Below are 22,701 nucleotides of genomic sequence, written 5' to 3' on the forward strand. Positions count from 1 at the left end.
CTAACTCATCAGGACATCACTGAAATCCGCACGCAAAGTGCGTTTCAGGACCTTGCCAGTCGCGTTCAGTGGCAGCGCATCCACGAACACAACCTTATCAGGCACCTGCCATTTGGCGATCTTGCCGTCGAAAAAGGCAAGCAAATCCCGCTCGGTCGGCTCTTCGCCTTCAGCCTTGACGGCAACCAGCAAAGGCCGTTCGTCCCATTTCGGATGCGGGACACCCACAACAGCAGCGGTGGCCAGTTGGGGATGCGCCACAGCGATGTTCTCTAACTCCACCGAGCTGATCCACTCGCCGCCCGATTTGATGATGTCCTTCGACCGGTCACGGATGGTCATGTAGCCGTCGGGGTCCAGCGTTGCCACGTCTCCGGTCGCGAACCATCCATCCTGCAAAAGCGCATCGTCCTGCATGTGGAAATAGCTGTCCAGAACCCAGTGGCCGCGCACCATCAGATCGCCTTGCGTTTCTCCGTCATGGGGCAGATCATTGCCGTCATCATCAACAATCTTCAACTCGACCCCAAAGGGCGGACGCCCCTGATTCTCGCGCAGTTTATGCTGCGCTTCGAGGGGCATATCGAGATGCTTGGCCATAGGGTAGTTTGTGGTGCCCAGCGGGCTCATCTCACTCATCCCCCAGGCGTGGACGGTATCTACGCCATAGGTCTCGCGAAACGTCTCGATCATCGAAGGCGGACAGGCCGCACCGCCGATCACGGTCCGCGCGAGGCTGTCCAGCTTGGTGCCACATTTCGCAGCATGGGCCAGCAGGCCCTGCCAAATGGTTGGCACACCCATCGCAAGCGTTACACCGTAGGTGTCGATCAGATTGACCAGTGCTTCCCCATGCAAATCCGGCCCCGGCAGAACCATACGCGAGCCGGACATGGCGCTGGCATAGGGCGACCCCCACGCGTTGACGTGGAACATTGGCACCACAGGCATCACCACGTCCATCGCGGAATAGCCGATCACATCACGGGTATTCGACGCAAAACTGTGCAGCAAAGTGGACCGGTGGGAATAAAGAACACCCTTGGGATTCCCTGTTGTGCCCGACGTATAGCACAGGCTGGACGCCGTGTTTTCATCAAAGCTGGGCCAGGCATAGTCCTGATCTCCGGTCTCGATCAGCTCATCATAGAAAACCAGCCCGGGCACCTGAGACAGCGCGGCCTCGTCCCGCGCGCCCATCAGTACGAAATGCTGCACCTCGGTCAGGTGTTCGTGCAGCGCAGCCACCAAAGGCAGGAATGTTGCATCAAAGAACAGCACCCGGTCCTGTGCATGGTTGATGATATAGGTCAGCTGCTCAGGAAACAGGCGCGGGTTGATCGTGTGGCAGACAAAGCCTGCCCCCGATACGGCATAGTAGATCTCTAGATGGCGGCGGTTGTTCCACGCCAGCGTGCCGACGCGATCCTGCGGCTCAAGCCCAAGCTTCACCAGCGCCGAAGCCATCCGGCGAGCGTTACGCGCAATCCCGGCCCAGTTGGTCTCGGTCACGGTTCCGTCTGTCTCCACCGAGATGATCTCGGTCTGGCCGTGATAGCGTTCGGCGTGATCAATCAACGACGAAATCAGCAAGGGCTGCGTCATCATCTGTCCCAGCATGGACATTCCTCCCATCATCAGCGCTGTGCCGCGCCGTTTGTCTTGGCATTGACCCTGCCAAGATTTTAATTGTCTGACAATAAGAGAGTGCGACCGGGTGCCGCGTCAACCGCGATGGCGCAGGGCATAGGCGACCAGCGCCGCGGTCGATCCGTCCTTGCCTTCGGTGCCGGCCTCGCCGTCCACAATCGGCCCCAGAGACGTTGCCAGTTCCTTGCCCAACTCCACGCCCCATTGGTCGAACGAGTTGATGCCCAGCAGCACGCCTTCGACAAACACCCGATGCTCGTACAGCGCAATGATCTGGCCCAGAACAAAGGGCGTCAGCAGCGGATAGATCAACGTGGTCGAAGGACGATTGCCCGGGAACACCCGGTGCCGCGCCTGACGCTCCAACTCATCGCCGGTCAGGCCTTTGTCGGCCATGCGCGAACGGGCCTCGTCCAGCGAACGTCCCCGCATCAGGGCCTCGGACTGGGCCAGACAGTTTGCCAGCAGCAGCCGGTGGTGGTGCGCCAGTTCAGGTTCGTGCCCTTCGGTGGCCACCATGAACTCGCAGGGTATCACATCGGTGCCCTGATGGATCAGTTGATAGAACGCGTGCTGCCCGTTTGTACCCGGTTCGCCCCAAACCACGGGGCCAGAAGGCATCGTCAGATCGCTGCCATCCATGGCCACCGATTTGCCATTCGATTCCATTTCAAGCTGCTGGAAATAGGCCGGAAGGCGCAGCAAGCGTTGATCATATGGCAGCACCGCGCGACTGGCGTGTCCCAGAACCTGACGGTGCCAGATCCCCACAAGGGCCAGCATCACCGGCATATTCTCGACCCACTCGGCCGAGCGGAAATGCAAATCCATCGCCTGCCCGCCCCTTAGAAACGCATCAAATGCGTTCGAGCCGAAGGCGATCATCACCGGCAGGCCCACCGGCCCCCAGACGGAATAACGCCCGCCCACCCAATCGGCGAACCCAAAGACGCGCGCCTCGGGGATGCCGAAGGCGGCGGTTTTGTCGACGGCGCTTGAGACGGCTGCGAATTGCTGTGCCGGATCTCCGCCACCGTCCTGCATCCATGCGCGTGCGGTGCGCGCGTTTGTCATGGTCTCAATGGTGGTGAAGGTTTTCGACGCGACAATGACCAGCGTGCGAGACGGATCAAGCGGGCGCAGCGTATCGGCAATATGCGCCCCATCCACGTTCGACACATAATGCAGCCGCGGCCCATCATGATAGGTCGATAGCGCATGGGTGGCCATGACCGGCCCCAGATCGGAGCCGCCGATGCCGATATTCACCACATCGGTGAAACTGCCCCCTGCCCCCTTGACCGCGCCGCCGCGTACTTCTTCGGCAAAGACCCGCATCCGCTGCAGGGTCGCCAGCACCTCGGGCATCACATCCTGCCCATCGACCTCGACAGGTCCGCCATCGAGGTTGCGCAGGGCCGTGTGCAGCACCGCGCGGCCCTCGGTCTCGTTGATCTTCTGGCCGGTGAACATCGCCTCACGCCGATCGGCCAGCCCCGCCTGATCGCACAGATCAATCAGACCCGACCGGATATCCTCGGCAATCTGCGTTTTCGAGTAGTCAAACAGCAGATCACCAGCCGAGGCCGAAAAGCTCTGCGCGCGCATCGGATCATCTTGGAACAGATCCTCGATGCGGCGGTCGTGGGTCATTGTGGCAAGGGTTCTGAGGCTATCGAGTTGCATCACATCTACTCTGCCCAATGGACTGTCATACCGCTCAGCACGGCCGCGATCGGCGCCTCCTCGGGCGGCAATGACATCGCGCGGTCCAGCGCGTCGCGTTTGGCGGTGCCAAAGATGACCAAGTGTTTCGACAGCGCCCCGTCCAGTACTGGCGCGGTCAGGGTGATGCGCGGTTCGGGCTGCACATCGGTGCGGGCGACGGCCAGCGTGGGCGCATGGCTGTCGAGCGCGGCGGCCAGCCCCTCCATCCCCGGAAACAGCGAGGCGGTGTGCATGTCTTCCCCCATCCCCAGCACCAGAACCGACAGCGGCAGCACCGGAGTAATCAGCGTTTCGATCTCGGGCAGGACGTCTTCGGGCGCATGGCCATCAACGTAAAGCGGCACATATTCGGCGACCGAGGCGCGGCTGGTCAGCAACCTCTCGCGGATCAGACGTTCATTCGAACGTTCATGATTGTTGGGCACGCAGCGCTCATCGGTGGGCAGGACGCGCACGCGATCCCACGCCAAATCAGCCGCGCAGAGCACGTCAAACACGGGACCCGGCGTGGTTCCACCCGGCACCGCAAGCGAAACCAGGTCATGGTGCAGCAACGCGGCTTCCAGATCTCCGGCCAAATTGTTGGCGACATCAATCGCCAGCATGTCCCTGTCGGCATATTCTTTGATATTCATGGGTTTATCCCCTGCCAGCGGCGACCATCCCGTTTCATCAGCAACTCGGCGTCGCCCGGACCGGTGCTGCCACTTTCGTAAGGTTTCGGCACATCGCCCCGTGCCTCCCAGCCAGCGATGATCGGGTCGGTCCATGCCCATGCGGCCTCGACCTCGTCGCCGCGCATGAAGAGGGTCTGATTGCCGCGAATGACATCCATGACCAGCCGTTCATAAGCATCGGGCGGGTTCTGACTTTCCGGCCCCAGCGCCTCGGCAAAGCTCATGTCCAGAGGCACATCGACCAGCCGCATGCCGCCCTGGCCCGGCTCTTTGATCGTCACCTTCAGCGTGATGCCTTCGTTCGGCTGCAGCCGGATCGACAGCGCATTCGCATGCCGCCCAGCCTCTTCGCCAAAGATCGAATGCGGCGCATCCTTGAACATCACGTTGATGATCGAAGACCGCGCCACCAGTTCCTTGCCCGTGCGCAGATAGAACGGAGTACCGGCCCATCGCCAATTGCTGATATGGGCACGCAGCGCCACATAGCTTTCCGTCGTCGAGCGCGGATTGCCGACCACCTCACGATAGCCTCTGTCCCCGCCCGAGAATTGGCCGCGCACTATGTGATGCGGCTCAACCGAATCCAGCGCGCGGATCACCTTTAGCTTTTCATCCCGCACAGCATCGGGGTCGAATTTCGCCGGGGGTTCCATTGCGATCAGACACAAAAGCTGCATCAGATGGTTCTGCATCATGTCGCGCATGGCTCCGGCGCGCTCATAGTATTCCTCGCGCCCGTCAATGCCCACGGTTTCGGCCACAGTGATCTGGATATGGTCCACGTACTGGCTGTTCCAGAGCGGTTCGAACAGCATGTTGCCGAACCGGACGGCCATCAGGTTCTGGACCGTTTCTTTGCCCAGATAGTGGTCGATCCGATAGATCTGGCTTTCGTCGAAATGCGCCGCCAACGTGGCGTTCAATGCCCGCGCGCTGCCCAGATCATGACCAAACGGCTTTTCGACCACGATCCGCGTCTGACCCGTAGCCATGTCATGCGCCTTGATCTGCTCGGCCAACGGACCAAACAGACCCGGCCCGACCGAGAAATAAAAGGCCCGAACCCGGTCCGCATGCAGCTTTCCACCCAGTTGCGCCCACCCCTCATCCGACAGTGCATCGAGCGAGACATAGTCAAGCCGTTCAAGGAACCCCTGCAGCATCTCAATCTCCGCCGCCTGAACCGGCACATGGCGCAACAGCGATTCGCGCACCAGTTTCCGGAACGCGTCGGCCTCCAGCCCTCCGCGCGCGGCACCAATGATCTGCGTGTCCTGCGGCCATTGGCGCGCACAATAACGGCGAAACAGCGCCGGAACGATCTTGCGCTGCGCCAGATCGCCGGTTGCGCCGAAAATGACCAGATCAAATGGGTCAACAGGTATGACACGAGAAACCATGGCTTTTCCTTACCTTGCCGCTTGGGTCATGTCCAATGTTAGCGCAATCATTCACTGGAAAACTTCGATCATCAAAACTCTGTCAGCGACAGCCAACCGCACTTAACTCTTGCCCTGCAAACCGTTAAGTCAGGTCAGAAATCGCAGACAAACCGGATACCGGCATGAAAGACAACGCCCCTCAGGTCGCCAATATCGGCAAGTTTCAGGACAGTTTGGTGACAGCCGATGGTCAGACCCGGGCGTCGGTCTCGCTGACCAACCCTGAGACGTTGTGGTTCAACACCGGCACTCTGTGCAACATCGAATGCGTGAATTGCTATATCGCGAGCAATCCGACCAATGACGCGTTGGTCTACATCACGGCGGACGAGGTGCGCGACTTTCTGGATCAGATCGACCAACGCAACTGGCCCATCCGCGAGATCGGCTTTACGGGTGGCGAGCCGTTCATGAACCCAGAGATGATCGACATGACACGCGCCGCGCTGGAACGTGGCTATGAGGTGTTGATCCTGACCAACGCCATGCAACCCATGATGCGCCGCAAAATGCGCGAGGGATTGCTGGATTTGCAACGCCTTCACGGTGACAAACTGACCCTGCGGATTTCCGTCGACCATTATCGTCCGGAATTGCATGACGAGGAACGTGGTGAGGGTAGCTTTGCCAAGACGGTGACGGGGATGGAATGGCTGCGCGACAACGGCTTTCGGATGGCGATCGCCGGTCGCACGGTCTGGGGCGACACGGATGCCGAAAGCCGTGCGGGTTATGCTGCGTTCTTTGCGGCGCATGGCTTCGACATCGACGCGCAAAACCCCGGTCAGACCGTGTTGTTTCCCGAAATGGACGAGACCGTAGAAGTGCCCGAAATCACCACCGCCTGCTGGGGTATTCTGGACAAATCGCCTGACGCGGTGATGTGCGCCAGTTCCCGAATGGTGGTGAAGCGCAAAGGCGCCAAGCGCCCCGCGGTATTGGCCTGTACATTGCTGCCCTACGCACCCGAGTTTGAAATGGGCGCGACGCTGGAAGAGGCCGAGGCAGACGTGCACCTGAATCACCCTCATTGCGCCAAATTCTGCGTGCTGGGTGGTGCTAGCTGTTCGGCCTAGGTTAGTTCACCCGGAACTCTCCCACCATGTTGCGCCATTCCCCCGGCGCGATCATCTTGCGGTGGGTGAACTTGACCGAATGCAGCGGGCCTTCAATCTCGCGCTGCCAGAAGTCGATGAATTCGAACAGTTTCGGATGATCCGGTGCCAGATCGTAATCCTGCCAGATAAACGTGTTCAGGACATGAATATAGTCGGGCATGTGATAGAAGAATTCCGCCGTCGTCAGCCCATACCCTTTCAGCATCAATTCGGTTTCACTTTGCGCCATGCAGACCTCCGGATTTGTGGCAAGGTCTCTTCAGAGTAGCATGGAAACTTGCTAATTCTTGGATAACAATATGTTACCCCCGTGTTACCGTGGTATTTTCTGCAAAATGATCAGCTTGCTTGCACCTTATATGCCGGGTCTGATAAGGTGCATCCACAAGATATAGACCCAAGCCAAAGATCGGGCAGTTTACGTGAGCGATACGCCAGAAACCCCAGAAAACATGGATGAAACCCCGCCTGAGCGCCCTGTTTATGACGGCCCGACGGTCTCGATCGAATCCGAGATGCGCACGTCCTATCTGGACTATGCGATGTCGGTCATCGTCAGCCGTGCGATCCCCGATCTGCGCGACGGCCTGAAACCGGTGCACCGCCGGATTCTCTATGCCATGCACGAATCCGGGAACACTCATGACAAGGCCTATCGCAAGTCGGCCCGTCCAGTGGGTGATGTGATGGGTAAATACCACCCGCACGGCGACAGCGCGATCTACGACGCGCTAGTGCGGATGGCGCAGGATTTCTCGATGTCGCTGCCGCTGCTGGATGGTCAGGGCAACTTTGGCTCGATGGACGGGGATAATCCGGCGGCCATGCGCTATACCGAAGTGCGGATGGACAAACCCGCCGCCGCCCTGCTGGCCGATATCGAAAAAGAGACGGTCGATTTTCAGGACAACTATGACGGCAAGGATCGGGAACCCACTGTCCTGCCCGCGCGTTTCCCGAATATGCTGGTCAATGGCGCTGGCGGTATTGCCGTCGGTATGGCAACCAACATTCCGCCACACAATCTGGGCGAAGTGGTCGACGCCACTCTGGCCCTGATCGACGATCCGGACCTGACCTCCGAGCAGCTGATCGAATACGTCCCCGGCCCCGACTTCCCGACCGGAGGCGTCATGCTGGGCCGGTCCGGTGCCCGCAAAGCCTACTTGGAAGGTCGTGGCAGCGTCATCATCCGCGCCAAGACCCGCGTGGAAGAAATCCGCCGTGACCGCTATGCCATTATCGTCGATGAGATCCCTTACCAGGTTAACAAGGCCTCGATGATCGAAAAGATCGCCGAAGCGGTGCGTGAAAAGCGCATCGAAGGCGTGAGCCATGTTCAGGACGAATCCGACCGCAACGGCGTGCGCGTGGTGGTCGAGCTGAAACGCGATGCAACGCCCGAGGTGGTGCTAAACCAGCTTTATCGGTTCTCGCCGATGCAAACCTCGTTCGGCTGTAACATGCTGGCCCTGAACGGTGGCCGGCCCGAGCAACTGACCTTGCGCCGCTTCCTGACCTCGTTCATCGATTTCCGCGAAGACGTGGTCGCCCGCCGCACCGCCTATGACCTGCGCAAAGCGCGCGAGCGTAGCCACATCCTGTGTGGTCTGGCCGTGGCCGTCTCGAACGTGGACGAAGTGGTCGCAACGATCCGGTCATCCGCCGACGCCGCCGAAGCGCGCGAAAAGCTGATGACCCGCCGTTGGCCTGCGGCCGAGATCGAGGGCTATCTGCGTCTGATCGACGATCCTCTGTCCAAGATGAACGACGATGGCACCTATAACCTGACCGAGGTTCAGGCCCGTGCAATCCTGGAACTACGTCTACAACGCCTGACTCAACTGGGCGTGAAAGAGGTCACGGACGAGCTTGAGCAACTGGCTGCCAAGATCAAGGAATATCTGGATATTCTGTCTTCACGCGAACGCATCATGGGCATCATCGGCGACGAACTGCGCGACGTGCGCGAACAATTCGCCGTGCCGCGCCGCACCGAGATCGTCGACTGGTCCGGTGACATGGAAGATGAGGACCTGATCGAGCGTGAAGATATGGTCGTGACCGTCACCTCGGGCGGTTACATCAAGCGTACTCCGCTGGCCGATTTCCGCGCGCAGAAACGTGGCGGCAAGGGCTTGTCAGGCATGCAGACCAAGGAAGAGGATGTTGTCACCAACCTCTTCGTCGCCAACACCCACACGCAGTTGCTGTTCTTCACCACCGAAGGCATGGTCTACAAGCTCAAGACCTGGCGCTTGCCGCAGTCCAGCCGCACCGGAAAAGGCAAGGCGATCGTCAACATCCTGCCGATCCCGACCGGGGTGTCCATCGCGGCGATCATGCCTGTCGATGTGCCGGATGAAGAGTGGGAGAACTTGCAGATCGTGTTTGCCACCAGCGCCGGCGACGTGCGCCGTAACCGTCTGTCGGACTTCACGAATGTCCGTCGCAACGGCAAGATCGCCATGAAACTGCCCGAGGGCATCGAACTGGTGAACGCCCGCATCTGCTCGGAAGACGAAGATGTGATGCTGGTGACCAATTCGGGTCGCGCGATCCGCTTCCGGACCACCGATGTGCGGGTGTTCAATTCGCGCGAGTCCACCGGTGTGCGCGGCATCAAGCTGACCAACGGAGACCGCGTTGTCTCGATGTCTGTGATCCGCCACTTCGAGGCCGACCCGGATGAGCGCGCCGCCTATCTCAAGATGCGCCGTGCCGTTGCCGGGATCGCCGACGATGGCGAGACAGACGAGGACGAAGCCACGCCGGGCACCATCACGCAGGAACGATATGCCGAGATGTCGGCTGCCGAAAACCTGATCCTGACCATCACATCAGGTGGCGCGGGCAAGCTGAGTTCCAGCCATGACTACCCGGTTCGCGGGCGCGGCGGCATGGGCGTCGCTGCGATGGATAAGGCGATGCGCGGCGGCGAGCTTGTAGCCTCGTTTCCGGTCGAGATCGACGACCAGATCATGCTGGCGACGTCGAAAGGTCAGTCGATCCGCGTTCCGGTCGAGGGCATCTCATTCCGGTCCCGCAGCGCGGGCGGCGTACGGGTCTTCAACACCGGCAAGGGCGAAGAGGTTGTGAGTGTCGCCTGGATCGCCGATCAGGGTGATGAAGAAGCCGAGGAATAACAAAGCACTACAGAAGTGTAACAAAGCGCCCGTTTTGCGGGCGTTTTTGCTGTTTCAGGTCACGTTCCCGCCAAGGCGCCAGATGGCGGGGTTGCCCGGCAACCTGCATCTGCATAGCTTTTTGGGATGTGGTCTTTTGCCCATATCCGCCCTGCCTATAGCCGTGCTGAACGCATAAGCGACGGCGTGATACATGTGCTCGGCGTGTCCTCGGCGCTGATCGCGGTGCCGATGCTGATCATCATGACAGTCTTCTACCGATCCGATCCCGCGGCTGTCCTGGGTGCATCGGTCTATGGCGTGACACTGGTGCTGATGCTGACGTTCTCGGCACTTTACAACATGATCGAACATGATGAATGGGGCGAGTTTCTGCGCCGTCTCGATCATTCGGGCATCTACGTCAAGATCGCTGGGACCTATACACCTTTCGTGCTGCTTTCAGCCTCGCAACCTCCGGGCCTGCTTCTGGGGCTGTGGTCGTCGGCGACGCTGGGTTCGGTTCTGAAGATGATCGATCCGAACCGCTTTCGCTGGTTCGGGCTTGCGCTATACCTGCTTATGGGATGGGCCGCCGTCTGGGCCGGTCAGGCCATGCTGGCCGAGCTGTCCCCCATTACGCTAACCCTGATGATCGCCGGAGGGCTGATCTACACTGCAGGCGTTGTATTCTATCTGCTGGATTGGCTGCCTTACCACAACACGATCTGGCATGTGTTTGTTCTGGCCGGCAGTGTGTTGTTCTTCGCCGCAGTCGCGACACGGATAGAGCTGGTGCAAGTGGTATAACGCGACCTACCCCGCGTCGCTGTGACGACGCAGCAGATCATCAACCAGCCACAACCGGTCCTGTCCCCAGATACTGTGCCCCGCGACACGAAAGCTGGGCACCCCCCACAGACCAATTCCCTGCAGCCTTGTCTGGTTGCTTGCGACACGGTCGCGCCAGCCCTGCTCGACCAGCTGGTGTTGCGCGACGTCCCAGTCCAGGCCTGCCTGCTCCGCAATCCGGGCCAAACCTTGATCAGTTGCGGCGTCCACCCCCTCGGACCAGACGCAGCGCAAGAACGCCGAACAGAAGTCCGCCATCCGACCCTGATCCTCGGCGTAGTCGAACAGCGCATAACCGCGTTCGACCCCGGCCCCCAGCGGGTCGCAAATCCGACCAAAAGGAAGACCCAACCGCCGGGCCTCGCGCACGCAATCATGCAGAATATAGCCCGATTTGACCTTCGGAACCGGCAAACCGCGCATCAGCATCGGTAGCACTGGGCGCAGGATCAGACGGGCGTCATGGTGGGCTGCCAGCCTACGGACACGATCAAAAGCCAGGTAAGAATAAGGGCTTCGGAACGAGAAAAAGACCTCAAGTTCTATCTGCGCTGCGTTAGTGTCACCTGTCGAAAGCTCTGGTGGCGCCACAATGGGTCCCATTCGCGCCCCTAGCCCGGCTTGCTGCAGGCGATACTCAAGGTAGTGAAGACGATCAACGCCCCAATACCATTCTCCGCCATAATAGAATGTTCCGCCCAGATAATGCCCAAGACGAGCCAATGCCTGATCTCCGGCTTGCAACGCCGACGTTGCGTTCTTGGCTGGCCCCTCGGGCAACACATTGCCGGACCAAAGGGCCGAACTGATCTCATGCAGATGGTGGGCAAAATCGGGGGCGTCGAGACAAGCGGCCAGACGGCGCTCGGCTTGAGTCCGGGATGCTTGGTCCGGGGTCTGAGGTTCTTCCAACCCCAGATTGCGGGCCAACCGACCTGCATCAATCAGAGAATTATGACGATGCGCATCGGCTTCGGGCACAGCAACCCGCGGTGGTCCCGAGATCAGGTGGGGCGTCAGAACGATGTCATACCGTGTCTGAAACCGTTCCAGAACCTGTGCGGTCAAGTGACAATAGGGATCGCCGACATCGTGAAAATAGTGCACCACATGCGCCGCGCGCCGCAGCCAGCGCCGTACCTCGTGCGTTTGCCTGCGCGCGTTTTGCACGGCCTGACTGGTCAGCGCAGCAGCAAGCCGGGATTTCACGTGGCGATCAAAGGACAAGCTTCCCTCCGCGCGGGTTTATAGACCCTACTTTACGCAGGCCCCAATCAGATAACACGCGCTCACACAGTAAGTTGAGACCACCACCTATAGGTCGTAAAGCGCCCCGAATTTCTGTTCCAGATACGCCAGCAGAGGCTCGGGGCCCGGCTCAACACCGCTGGCCTGTCGGATCACTGCGCGTGGTGCGTAAAGACCGCCATGCTGTTGAACGGTCTCGCGCAGCCAAGTGGTGGCACCGGATGTGTTCCCTTGCGCCAATTGCCCCTCAAGCCCCGGTACTGCCGATTGCAACGCCTGATAGAGACATCCGGCATAAACATTGCCCAAAGAATAGGTCGGGAAGTAGCCAAACAGACCCACCGACCAGTGCACGTCCTGCAGGCATCCATTCGAAGGCTTGTCGACCGCATAGCCGAAATCGGCCTTGAACCGGTCATTCCACGCCGCTTCGAGATCGCCGACCCGCAGGTCCCCTGCCATAAGCGCGCGTTCCAGATCAAAGCGTAGCATGATGTGCAGGTTGTATTGCACCTCATCCGCCTCGGTACGGATATAGCCGTTATGGACGCGATTGACGGTGGCATAGAATGCCTCTGCATCAGCGATGCCAAAGTCACCGAACACCTGTTTCATCTGCTCGAAAAGCCAACCCGTGAATGCACGCGAACGGCCCAACTGGTTCTCGTAGATCCGGCTTTGGCTTTCATGCACACCCATCGACACGCCGCGCCCAAGGGGTGTCAGAAGGTAGTCGCGGTTGATGCCCTGTTCATAAGCGGCATGGCCGACCTCGTGAATGGTCGAGTAGAAGCAGTTGAAGGGGTCGGTCTCACTGGTGCGCGTGGTGATGCGGACGTCGAGACCGCTACCCGAGCTGAACGGATGCACGGCCTTGTCCACGCGCCCGTTGTTCAGGTCATAGCCAAAGGCCACCGCCAGTTTTTGTGACAGGCGCATCTGGGTGAGCTCATCGAAACTGCCATGTAAGGCCGCGGGTTCTGGACGGTCCAGAACAGCCGCACGCAACGCAACCAAACGCGGGCGCATTTCATCGAAGATCGCGGCAATCTGCGCGCCGGTCGTGTAAGGCTCATAGTCCTCGACCATCGCATCGTAGATGTCGCCACCCTGCGCCAGAGCCTCGCCTTCCTGTCGTTTCAGCGAGACGACCTCTTCCAGCACAGGCAGGAAGGCCGAGACATCCTCGTCCGCGCGCGCCTGCGCCCATGTGCCTTGGGCGGCCGAGGTCACCCGGGCAATCGCCGTCGCAAGGTCAGCGGGCACCTTGACGGCCCGGTCATATGCGCGGCGAATTTCCCGCAGTTGCGCCTTGCCGACCTCGTCCTGAGGTGCAGCCTGATCCAGCCATTCGGCCACCCGAGGATCGGATCGGCGTGCGTGCAGAACGGCCTCGATTGCCGCCATTTCCTCGGCCCGCTGCGCGGCAGCCCCGCGCGGCATCACCGTTTCCTGATCCCAACCCAGCCGCCCGGCGATCTGGCCTAAAGCCGAAGTTTCGCGCTGAAAGGCCATCAGGTCGTTGAATGCAGTCATAAGATCAGACTCCGCGCACAGAGGTTGCGATGGGATAAGCGGTCAGGAAGCGGGCGCGCAGGATGAGTGTCCAGACGATCACAGCCATGAACTGGTGGAAAATGGCGATCTGCCAGGGGGCCGCGTAGACGACCGTCACAATGCCGACCACCACCTGCAGCGATAGCGCCGCAAACGCTGCGTTGAACGCGAACCGCGTCTGCGGATGCGCGCTGGTGCTGCCGCGCCGCCAGACGATGACGGCGAAAATCAGCAGCAGATAGCCTGCGCAGCGGTGAATGAACTGCACCAGACCCGGGCTTTCGAAGAAGTTGCGCCATATCGGTTCCAGCATGGTCGCATCCGGTGGCAGAAGCTGACCGCCGATCAGCGGCCAATCGGTGTATGAACGCCCGGCGTCGATCCCAGCGACCAGCGCACCAATGAGTATTTGTAAAAAGGTGAAATGCAGCAGACCGGTCGAGAGCGAGAACAGCTTTGCCTCTTTCGCTCGGCGGGCCTGCATCAGGTCGCGTTCCTCGCGGCCCAGTTCAAAGATGTACCAAGCAAGGAACCCAAGGATCACGAAGGCCAAGCCGAGATGGGTTGCAAGACGATAGCTGGCCACGGCAGTCATCCCCTCGCCCTGCGTCACACCCGAGGCGACCATCCACCAGCCGACCGCGCCCTGAACGCCGCCCAAGGCGCCGGGGATCAGCAGTTTGCCGGTCCAACCCGTCGGGATTTTGCGCGCGATCAGGAAGCCAAAGAAGCCAATCGCCCAAACCAAGCCGATCACGCGGCCCAGTTGGCGGTGGCCCCATTCCCACCAATAGATGAATTTGAAATCATCCAGTTCCATCCACTGGTTCTGGATGCGCCACTGATCGATCTGTTTGTACTTGTCGAACTCGGCCTGCCAAGCGGCTTCGTTCATCGGCGGGACCGCCCCGGTGATCGGACGCCATTCAGTGATCGACAGCCCGCTATCGGTCAAACGGGTCAGGCCACCCACCGCGATCATCACGACCACAAGCGCAAACAGGATCATCAGCCAGATGCGGATCGCAGCGCGCGCTCCGCCCCGGCCCCGGTCGATCATGCCGGGTTGGGCGGCCTGTTGTTTTTCGCTGTCCGAGACCTCTTCGAAGATGCTGCGCTTGCCGCTCATGCTGTCCTCATGCCTTTGAATTTCGTCGCAAGCTAGGGCCAAGGGGGGCGAAGGTCCAGCCTCAGCCCTTATCCTTCCAGCGGACCATCTGCCGCATGATCCCGTGCAGCATCTGCACATCGGCGCGCGTCATCCGCATCCGCGACCAAAGATTGCGCAGGTTCACCTTCATGCCTTCGGCCTTTTCAGGCGGATAGAAGAACCCCGCCTCCTCCAACCGATCCTCATAATGTTCGACCAGTTTTTCGACCTCGATCCCCGTGGCCCAGTCGCCCTTGCCCAGATCGGTGGCCTCATGCACCACATCACCGGTCTGGCGCATCCACTCATAAGCGGTCAGAAGCACGCATTGCCCCAGATTCAGCGAGGCATATTCGGGGTTCACCGGCACCGAGATGATCGCATTGGCCTTGGCAATATCCTCATTCTCAAGCCCCGCGCGTTCGGGGCCGAACAGCACGGCCACCTTCTCGCCCGCAGCGACTTTTTCCGCTGCAATCTTCATGGCGCGCTCGGGGCTATAGACTGGCTTGGTCAAACCCCGCTGCCGAGCGGTGGTGGCAAAGACAAACGTGCTATCAGCCAAGGAACCCGCGAGATCATCGAACAACTGCGCCTCATCCAGCAGCCGCCCCGCACCGCTGGACATCGCCACGGCCTTGGGGTTTGGCCAGCCGTCCCGCGGGGCAACGATCCGCATCCGGTCCAGCCCGAAATTCCACATCGCGCGCGCGGCAGCGCCGATATTCTCGCCCATCTGCGGGCGCACGAGCACGAAAGAAGGCTGAGATGTCTGGCTGGGCATGGCACACTCCGAAAAACTGCGCCCGCTCTAATCCGCCTGCGGGGTCAGAGCAACCCGAACCCCTTCTTCTGATCTCAAATACCTCTGCCAGAGGCAATAAAGTTTGCTTCCCCCGCCCAATCCGCTAAACCGCGCCCAAGACGGAACACCCAAAGGACGCGCCATGGACACCCAAGAGCAGCCGCAGATTTACCTGATCACGCCCCCGACCATTGCGCTCAGCACCTTCCCAGATGACCTGGCCCGCGTTCTGGATGGGGCCGAGATCGCCTGTATCCGACTGGCGCTGGCGGGCAGTGACGAGGATACCATCTCGCGCGCCGCGGATGCCTGCCGCGAGGTGGCCCATGCGCGTGACGTGGCCATCGTGATCTCGAACCACGTTCTGCTGGCCCAGCGTCTGGGGCTGGACGGGGTACATCTGGACGACGCCGCGCGCTCGGTGCGCGCCGCGCGCAAGGAACTGGGTGCGGATGCGATTGTCGGCAGCTTTTGCGGTACGTCCAGCCATGACGGCATGACGGCGGGCGAGAACGGCGCGGATTACGTGGCCTTCGGACCGGTGGGCTCGGCAGCGCTGGGTGATGGCACGAAGGCCGAAAAGGACCTGTTCCAATGGTGGTCCGAGATGATCGAGGTTCCCGTCGTGGCCGAAGGCGGACTGACGGCCGGCCTGATCCGAGACCTCGCCCCCTGCACCGATTTCTTCGGCATTGGCGAGGAAATCTGGTCACAGGATAACCCTCTGGACACGCTGAACTCTCTGATTGCCGCTATGGGCTGAGCGCAGGGGCGTTAACCCTTGCGCCCGCGCCGGGGCTGCGGCATGACACGTGGCATGAACAACAACAGCACCATCCTGTGTATCGGCTCGGTCCTTTGGGACGTGATCGGGCGGTCAGCCAGCGTGATGCGGCAGGGCTCTGACGTGCCGGGGCGTATTACGCGCCTGCCCGGCGGCGTCGCTATGAACATCGCCATGACTCTCGTGCGGTTTGGTATGACGCCAACGCTGCTGACCGCGATTGGCCGCGACCCCGAGGGCGATGAACTGGTCCAGTCCTGCGCGCGATTGGGAATGGTTACCGACCACATCTATCGCTCGCAAGACCTGCCGACCGACCGCTACATGGCCGTCGAAGGCGCCAACGGCCTGATCGCAGCCATTGCCGATGCCCATTCGCTTGAGGCTGCGGGGGCCAAAATCCTGCGTCCCCTCATGCACGGGCCGCTGGGGTACGAGAACACGCCGTTCGAAGGCCCCATCGCGCTGGACGGTAACTTGACGCTGACCCTGCTGGAAGAGATCGCGCAAAGCCCTGCTTTTGCCAAAGCCGATCTGCGTGTCGCCCCGGCCTCGCCCGGCAAGGCGGAGCGCCTGCTGCCCTTCCTCAAACACGCCCGCGCAACACTCTATGTGAACCTCGAAGAAGCAGGACTGTTGTGCCAGCGCGAGTTCACCGATTCCGAAAGCGCCGCCAAAGGCCTGCTGGACCGTGGCGCTCTGCGCGTTCTGGTCACCGATGGCGGCAACTCGGCCACCGTCGGGGATGCTGACAGCCTCCTGACCCAAACACCCCCGTCCGTTCTGGTCACCCGCGTGACCGGCGCGGGGGACACTTTCATGGCCGCCCATATCGCCGCCGAGGCGAATGGGGCCGACAGCGACGCGGCGCTCGGCCGCGCGCTGCACGCCGCCGCCACTTACGTTTCCGGAGAAACCCCACTGTGATCACTATCCACTCTTCCGCCGAGGTGCGCGCCGCCAAGGACGCAGGCCAACCCATCGTTGCGTTGGAAAGCACCATTATCACCCACGGCATGCCCTACCCGCAGAACATCGAGGTCGCGGCGCAGGTTGAACAGGACATCCGCGATGCGGGCGCAGTTCCGGCCACCATCGCGGTCATTGACGGGGTTCTGAATGTCGGTCTGGAGGCAGATCAACTGAAAGCACTGGGTCAGGCGCAGGGCGTCGCCAAGCTGTCACGCGCCGACATGGCCGCCTGCCTTGCCACTGGCGGCACAGGGGCTACCACCGTCGCCGCCACGATGATCGCTGCAAATCACGCAGGTATCGAGGTTTTCGCCACCGGCGGCATCGGGGGCGTACATCAAGGCGCTGAAACCTCTTTCGACATCTCCGCCGATCTGCATGAGCTTGCCCAGACCCCAGTGACCGTGGTCGCTGCAGGGGCGAAAGCCATCCTCGACCTCGCCAAAACGCTTGAGGTTCTGGAAACGCTGGGCGTGCCGGTCATCGCCCACGGACAAGACGAGTTCCCGGCCTTCTGGTCGGCAAAGTCCCCCCTCGCCGCACCACTGCGAATGGATGACGCCGCCGATATCGCCAAAGCCCATGCCACCCGCCGAGGGCTTGGCCTGCCGGGCGGACAACTGGTCGCCAACCCGATTCCGCAGGCCGACCAGATTCCTGCCGAGGAACTGGCCCCCATCATCGCCTCTGCACAGGCCGATGCCGAGACGCATCGGATCACGGGTAAAGGCGTCACGCCCTATCTGCTGCAACGGATCTACGAACAGACCCAGGGCCGATCCCTCACCGCCAATATTGCGCTGGTGCGCAACAATGCGCGTCTGGCGGCAGTCATCGCACGCGCGTTGACGAATGCGGCACCGTGACATCAAGCTATTGCACCACAGCACCGGACGGCCTACCTAAACCGCGAAACCACTCAGGATCACGATGAACACACCGTTTGACGAAGAACCTCACCGCGGACCGGGCCTGTTTTCCCGGCTACGCGCGTCCTTTCTGACGGGCATCGTGGTCATTGCGCCCGTCTGGCTAACGGTCTGGCTGATCTGGTCTGTCGTCGGCTGGATCGACAGCGCGGTCCTGCCGCTGATCCCGCAGCGGTTCCAACCATCTGAATATGTCGGAATCAACCTACGCGGCGTGGGCGTGGTCATCTTTCTGCTGTTCACGGTCATCGTCGGCTGGATCGCCAAAGGCATCCTTGGCCGCTCGTTGATCCATTTCGCCGAAAGCCTCGTCGACCGTATGCCCGTTGTTCGCTCGGTCTATTCCGGCATCAAGCAAATCTCGGAAACGGTGTTTGCCCAGACCGAACGCTCGTTCGAAAAAGCCTGCCTGATCCAATATCCGCGCCGCGGCATCTGGGCGATCGGCTTTGTCTCGACCACCGCGCGGGGCGAGGTTCGAGAGCGCGCCGAAACAGGCGGCGAGTTGCTGAGCGTTTTTGTCCCCACGACCCCCAACCCGACCTCGGGCTTCCTGCTGTTCTTTCCGGCCGAGGATGTGATCCTGCTGGATATGTCCATCGAAGACGCAGCCAAACTGGTGATCTCGGCAGGGCTTGTTTATCCCAACGAAAAAGACCCGACCCAACCGCCAGAGTGATCAGCCAAACATCGCGGGCAGATCGACGGTGCTGCGCTGCCCCAGATCGCCCTTGTTGGCGTTCAGAAACTGATCAGCAGCAGCGCGCCCGGCCTGCTTCAGCCGATTCAGAACAACCGGATTAGGCACAATCTTGGTCGCAGCAGACAGGTCGTTCATCAACGCGTCATCGGCGATCATGTGAACCAGAACCCGGCTCATTTCCCCCGCTTTCAGCTTCCCCTCGGCCAGCAGACGCTGAACGAAATTGATTGCCCGCAGCTCGCGAAACAGCGACGAGTTGAAGCTGATCTCGTTGATCCGGTTCTGAATTTGCTGCGGCGTTTTCGGCACCTCATCGCGCTCCAGCGGGTTAATATTCACGATCACGACATCATCGGGCAGCCCCGCATTAAACAACGGATAAAGAGCCGGATTGCCAGTATATCCACCATCCCAATACGCTTCGGTCCGCCCCGACTTGGGGTCAAAAATCTCGACCGCCTGAAACAGGTTCGGCAAGCAGGCCGAGGCCAGAATCGCATCGGTCGAAATCTCTTCCCGCGTAAACACACGGATCTTGCCGCTGCGCACGCAGGTGGCACAGACAAACAGCTCCAGCCCCTCATCCGCGCAAATCTCATCAAAGTTGAACCGATCCACCACCGACTCCAGCGGATTGCGATAAAAGGGTCCGTATGCGTAGGGCGACACCAGGCGCGACCACGTCTCGGCCATGGAAAAGGGTACCGAATACTCCAACGCCTGCGCCACATGCGCAGGCTCGATGCCGCGCATCCAATGGGCAATCCGCATGTCACCAACGGCCCCCATCCGCTTCCACAACCCGTCAAGCGACGCTCGCGCGCCCGCGCGCCCGGCCCGTACCATCCCTGACTTGAACGCCGCCCCATTCAGTGCCCCGGCCGAGGTCCCGGTGATCGCCGCAACCTCGATATCCTCTTCCTCCAGCAACCGATCCAGCACACCCCAAGTGAACGCTCCATGCGCCCCGCCGCCCTGTAACGCCAGATTGATCCGTTTCATGGTTCCGCCTCTTCATCTGGCCAAAAATATCCCGGGGGTATGGGGGCTGAGCCCCCATGATCTCTCACAACGCCGTCCAGCCCCCATCGACCGAAATGGTCGTCCCGGTAATCTGCGCCGCCGCGTCCGAGCACAAAAAGATCGTCGTGCCGCCCAATTGCTCGACCGTCGCAAACTCTTTCGATGGCTGACGCTCCAGCAGGACGTTCTTGACCACATCCTCACGGCTCATGTTGTATTCCTTCATGGTGTTGGGGATCTGCGCCTCAACCAGCGGGGTCAGCACATATCCCGGACAGATCGCATTGCAGGTAATCGGCTCCTGCGCGGTCTCCAGAGCAACGGTCTTGGTCATCCCGACCACCCCATGCTTCGCCGCGATATAGGCCGCCTTGAAGGGCGACGCAGTCAGACCATGGGCCGAGGCTATGTTCACCACGCGCCCCCAACCCGCCTTACGCATCATCGGCAGCGCCGCAGCCGTGGTGTGGAAGGCCGAGTTCATGTTGATCGCGATGATCGCATCCCATTTTTCAGTCGGAAACTGATCGATGGGCGACACATGCTGAATGCCAGCGTTGTTCACCAGAATATCACAGGCGCCCGCCTGTTCGATGAGCGCACGGCATTCATCGCCCTTGGACATATCCGCTTTGATGTAGCGCGCGTTTGTCCCGGTCTCTTGCCCGATCTCGGCGGCCAGCGCGTGATCCTCATCCCGGTCCGTGAACGAGTTCAGCACCACATCCGCCCCGGCCTTCGCCAGCTCGCGCGCGATGCCTAGTCCGATGCCTGAATTCGATCCCGTAATGATGGCCGTTTTGCCCGACAGACTCATGACCGCTCTCCCTCTGATATGCGTCTCGCGAACACAGTGCCATGCTGCACCTGCAAAGAAAACGGGGAAAGCGCGCGGGCCTGTTACCCGGACAAAATGCGCATAAAAAAACGCCCGCACGAAGCGGGCGTTAAGTTATTGAGGCAGGTTTCATACAGGCAAGAAACCTATCGAGCAGTGCGTCCTTTATAAGCAATTCCGCGCCTTCGTCCAAGCTAAAAGTTTGATAATAAGAAAAATCATGGCTACGGTGAATCCCAAACAAAATAAGGCCAGAGCAGGATTGTTTCCAAAATGAGCCCCGATTATCTCCGTCCCCTTCGCTTTGTGATCACGGGAATCACCTGCGTTTTTGCCGCTTCATGGGCCTCGGCAGAATCGGCCCATGGCATAGCTATGTATGGGGACCCGGCCCTACCACCGGATTTTGTGTCGCTGCCCTATGCAAACGCGGACGCGCCCAAAGGCGGCAAAGTCGTGTTCGGCAACACTGGCGGCTATAACAGCCTGAACCCGTTTGTGCAAAAAGGCACCTCACCTTGGCAGTTGCGATTTTGGACCCATGAAAGCCTGATGGGGCGGTCTTGGGACGAACCTTTCACTCTTTACGGGTTGTTAGCCGAATCAGTTAAGACTGCAGATGACCGGTCCTGGGTCGAATTTACCCTCCGTGAAAACGCAACTTTCTCGGATGGAACGCCCGTAACCGTCGATGACGTGATCTGGTCATATGAGACATTGGGCACCGAGGGGCACCTGCGCTATCGCGGGCTGTGGGGCAAGATCGACAGCATCGAACAGACCGGCCCGCGCAGCGTGCGCATCACCTTCAACGAACCTGACCGCGAACTGGCCTTGATCGCCGGGATGCGCCCGATCCTGCAGAAAGCCCAGTGGGAGGGGAAGGATTTCGCCAGCGCCCCCCTGCACGACATTCCGATCGGCAGCGGGCCGTATGTCGTCGATGACTATGAGGCCGGGCGCTATGTCACCCTGCGCCGCAACCCGGACTATTGGGGGGCGGATATCCCGTTTCGCAAGGGCACCATGAACCTCGATGAAATGCGGATCGAGTTCTACGGCGATGCGACCGTCTTGTTCGAGGCGTTCAAAGCCGGGGAACTGACCGCCGTGCGCGAGTTCAACGCCGACAAATGGGACACCCAGTATAACTTCCCCGCCGTTCAGCGGGGCGACGTGGTCAAGACCGAGATCCCGCACGGCAAGCCCTCGGGCATGACCGGCTATGTCATGAACACCCGCAAGGCTCCCTTCGATGACTGGCGCGTGCGCGAAGCGCTGACACTGGCCTTCAATTTCGAGTTCATCAACGACACCATCACAGGTGGCGCGCAGCCCCGGATCACCTCGTATTTCTCAGGCTCTGATCTGGCGATGCAGCCGGGGCCTGCCACGGGTCGGGTTGCGGAACTGCTGGAACCTTACGCGGCCGATCTGCCGCCAGGCACGCTGGAAGGTTACACCCCGCCCTCAGGGGACGGGTCGGCCCGCAACCGCGCCAATATCCGAAAGGCCACAAATCTTCTGGCCGAGGCCGGCTGGACCATTCAGGACGGCGTCCTGCGCAATGACAAGGGGGAGCCCTTCGCCATCACCGTCCTGTTGCAACAAGGCGATACCGACAACATGACGGCGATGGAAATCTACTCGCGCGCGCTAGAGCGTCTGGGGATCGCGGTGACAATCGAACAGGTCGACAGCGCACAATATACCGGGCGCACGTCCGAGTTGGATTTCGACATGACCATCTTCCGCCGCGCCCTGTCTCTGTCGCCGGGCAATGAGCAGCGACTGTACTGGGGCAGCGAGGCTGCCGATACGCCGGGCACACGCAACCTGATGGGCGTCGCCTCGCATGCGGTCGACGGTTTGATCGACGCGATGCTGGCCTCGGAAAGCCACGAGGATTTCGTCGCCGCCACCCGCGCGCTGGATCGGGTTTTGACCGCCGGACGCTATGTCATCCCGATCTGGAGCTTTGACATCGGACGCATCGCCCATGCCAAGGAACTAAAGCAGCCCGAAACCCTGCCGATCTATGGCGATGGACCGGAATATATGCCTCAGGTCTGGTGGTATCAGGATTGACGTGCGCCG

At 60.6% G+C, this 22,701-nt stretch carries 19 protein-coding genes; 8 read left to right on the plus strand and 11 right to left on the minus strand.

The features are described from left to right. The 4 genes from ACR0KM_RS15415 to zwf form a co-directional block, all read right to left on the minus strand. Positions 1 to 1,620 carry a long-chain-fatty-acid--CoA ligase gene (locus tag ACR0KM_RS15415; protein WP_480857651.1) on the minus strand — a complete coding sequence of 540 codons (1,620 nt, stop codon included), beginning with the start codon at positions 1,618 to 1,620 and terminating at the stop codon, positions 1 to 3. Positions 1,621 to 1,725: 105 nt separating this feature from the next. Beyond that, entirely contained in the window at positions 1,726 to 3,336 is a 1,611-nt protein-coding gene (gene pgi, locus ACR0KM_RS15420; protein ID WP_480857541.1) for a glucose-6-phosphate isomerase, read from the minus strand. Between the two features lie 5 nt (positions 3,337 to 3,341). After that, positions 3,342 to 4,013 carry a 6-phosphogluconolactonase gene (pgl, locus tag ACR0KM_RS15425; RefSeq protein ID WP_480857540.1) on the minus strand — a complete coding sequence of 224 codons (672 nt, stop codon included), beginning with the start codon at positions 4,011 to 4,013 and terminating at the stop codon, positions 3,342 to 3,344. After that, a complete protein-coding gene (zwf, locus tag ACR0KM_RS15430; RefSeq protein WP_480857537.1) occupies positions 4,010 to 5,458 on the minus strand; it encodes a glucose-6-phosphate dehydrogenase in 1,449 nt (482 codons plus the stop codon). Before zwf ends, pgl begins: the two co-directional genes overlap by 4 nt. A 164-nt stretch (positions 5,459 to 5,622) precedes the next feature. Between zwf and ACR0KM_RS15435 the strand changes: the two genes are divergently transcribed. Continuing rightward, positions 5,623 to 6,576 (plus strand): radical SAM protein, encoded by a 954-nt coding sequence (locus tag ACR0KM_RS15435; RefSeq protein ID WP_480857535.1) that lies wholly within the window; start codon positions 5,623 to 5,625, stop codon positions 6,574 to 6,576. Between the two features lies 1 nt (position 6,577). Here ACR0KM_RS15435 and ACR0KM_RS15440 read toward each other — a convergent pair whose 3' ends face one another. Continuing rightward, positions 6,578 to 6,847 carry an usg protein gene (locus ACR0KM_RS15440; protein WP_480819932.1) on the minus strand — a complete coding sequence of 90 codons (270 nt, stop codon included), beginning with the start codon at positions 6,845 to 6,847 and terminating at the stop codon, positions 6,578 to 6,580. Between the two features lie 193 nt (positions 6,848 to 7,040). On the opposite strand from ACR0KM_RS15440, the gene gyrA reads away from it, so the two are divergent. Together gyrA and trhA are read left to right on the plus strand one after the other, a co-directional pair. Continuing rightward, on the plus strand, positions 7,041 to 9,764 hold the full coding sequence (gene gyrA, locus ACR0KM_RS15445) for a DNA gyrase subunit A (protein WP_480857533.1): 2,724 nt from the start codon (positions 7,041 to 7,043) through the stop codon (positions 9,762 to 9,764). A gap of 126 nt (positions 9,765 to 9,890) precedes the next feature. Next, positions 9,891 to 10,553, plus strand: coding sequence for a PAQR family membrane homeostasis protein TrhA (gene trhA / locus ACR0KM_RS15450; RefSeq protein ID WP_480857531.1), 663 nt, complete (start codon positions 9,891 to 9,893; stop codon positions 10,551 to 10,553). 6 nt (positions 10,554 to 10,559) lie between these two features. On the opposite strand, the gene ACR0KM_RS15455 is transcribed toward trhA, so the two are convergent. The 4 genes from ACR0KM_RS15455 to ACR0KM_RS15470 form a co-directional block, all read right to left on the minus strand. After that, positions 10,560 to 11,822: a DsbA family protein gene (locus tag ACR0KM_RS15455; protein ID WP_480857529.1), complete on the minus strand. Its 1,263-nt coding sequence runs from the start codon at positions 11,820 to 11,822 to the stop codon at positions 10,560 to 10,562. A gap of 87 nt (positions 11,823 to 11,909) precedes the next feature. Continuing rightward, positions 11,910 to 13,379: a carboxypeptidase M32 gene (locus ACR0KM_RS15460; RefSeq protein WP_480857527.1), complete on the minus strand. Its 1,470-nt coding sequence runs from the start codon at positions 13,377 to 13,379 to the stop codon at positions 11,910 to 11,912. A 4-nt stretch (positions 13,380 to 13,383) separates the two neighbouring features. Further along, a complete protein-coding gene (gene ctaA / locus ACR0KM_RS15465) occupies positions 13,384 to 14,529 on the minus strand; it encodes a heme A synthase (RefSeq protein WP_480857525.1) in 1,146 nt (381 codons plus the stop codon). Between the two features lie 61 nt (positions 14,530 to 14,590). After that, positions 14,591 to 15,334, minus strand: coding sequence for an RNA methyltransferase (locus ACR0KM_RS15470; protein ID WP_480857523.1), 744 nt, complete (start codon positions 15,332 to 15,334; stop codon positions 14,591 to 14,593). Between the two features lie 163 nt (positions 15,335 to 15,497). Between ACR0KM_RS15470 and ACR0KM_RS15475 the strand changes: the two genes are divergently transcribed. The 4 genes from ACR0KM_RS15475 (at position 15,498) to ACR0KM_RS15490 (ending at position 18,719) form a co-directional block, all read left to right on the plus strand. Continuing rightward, the gene (locus ACR0KM_RS15475) at positions 15,498 to 16,118 is read left to right on the plus strand and encodes a thiamine phosphate synthase (RefSeq protein ID WP_480857521.1); all 621 of its coding nucleotides are present in this window, start codon (positions 15,498 to 15,500) and stop codon (positions 16,116 to 16,118) included. Between the two features lie 54 nt (positions 16,119 to 16,172). Next, complete coding sequence (locus ACR0KM_RS15480; RefSeq protein WP_480857519.1) at positions 16,173 to 17,066, plus strand: PfkB family carbohydrate kinase; 894 nt, start codon at positions 16,173 to 16,175, stop codon at positions 17,064 to 17,066. Beyond that, positions 17,063 to 17,977 (plus strand): pseudouridine-5'-phosphate glycosidase, encoded by a 915-nt coding sequence (locus ACR0KM_RS15485; RefSeq protein ID WP_480857518.1) that lies wholly within the window; start codon positions 17,063 to 17,065, stop codon positions 17,975 to 17,977. Before ACR0KM_RS15480 ends, ACR0KM_RS15485 begins: the two co-directional genes overlap by 4 nt. A gap of 64 nt (positions 17,978 to 18,041) precedes the next feature. Further along, positions 18,042 to 18,719: a DUF502 domain-containing protein gene (locus tag ACR0KM_RS15490; protein ID WP_480819911.1), complete on the plus strand. Its 678-nt coding sequence runs from the start codon at positions 18,042 to 18,044 to the stop codon at positions 18,717 to 18,719. Here ACR0KM_RS15490 and ACR0KM_RS15495 read toward each other — a convergent pair whose 3' ends face one another. Both ACR0KM_RS15495 and ACR0KM_RS15500 read right to left on the minus strand, forming a co-directional pair. After that, on the minus strand, positions 18,720 to 19,745 hold the full coding sequence (locus tag ACR0KM_RS15495) for a patatin-like phospholipase family protein (RefSeq protein ID WP_480857515.1): 1,026 nt from the start codon (positions 19,743 to 19,745) through the stop codon (positions 18,720 to 18,722). Between the two features lie 64 nt (positions 19,746 to 19,809). Beyond that, positions 19,810 to 20,583, minus strand: a complete 774-nt coding sequence (locus tag ACR0KM_RS15500; RefSeq protein WP_480819907.1) for a 3-hydroxybutyrate dehydrogenase — start codon at positions 20,581 to 20,583, stop codon at positions 19,810 to 19,812. Between the two features lie 294 nt (positions 20,584 to 20,877). Between ACR0KM_RS15500 and ACR0KM_RS15505 the strand changes: the two genes are divergently transcribed. Beyond that, positions 20,878 to 22,692 (plus strand): extracellular solute-binding protein, encoded by a 1,815-nt coding sequence (locus ACR0KM_RS15505; protein ID WP_480857513.1) that lies wholly within the window; start codon positions 20,878 to 20,880, stop codon positions 22,690 to 22,692. Positions 22,693 to 22,701 lie beyond the last annotated feature (9 nt).

It is taken from the genome of Ruegeria sp. G10, assembly GCF_056533645.1.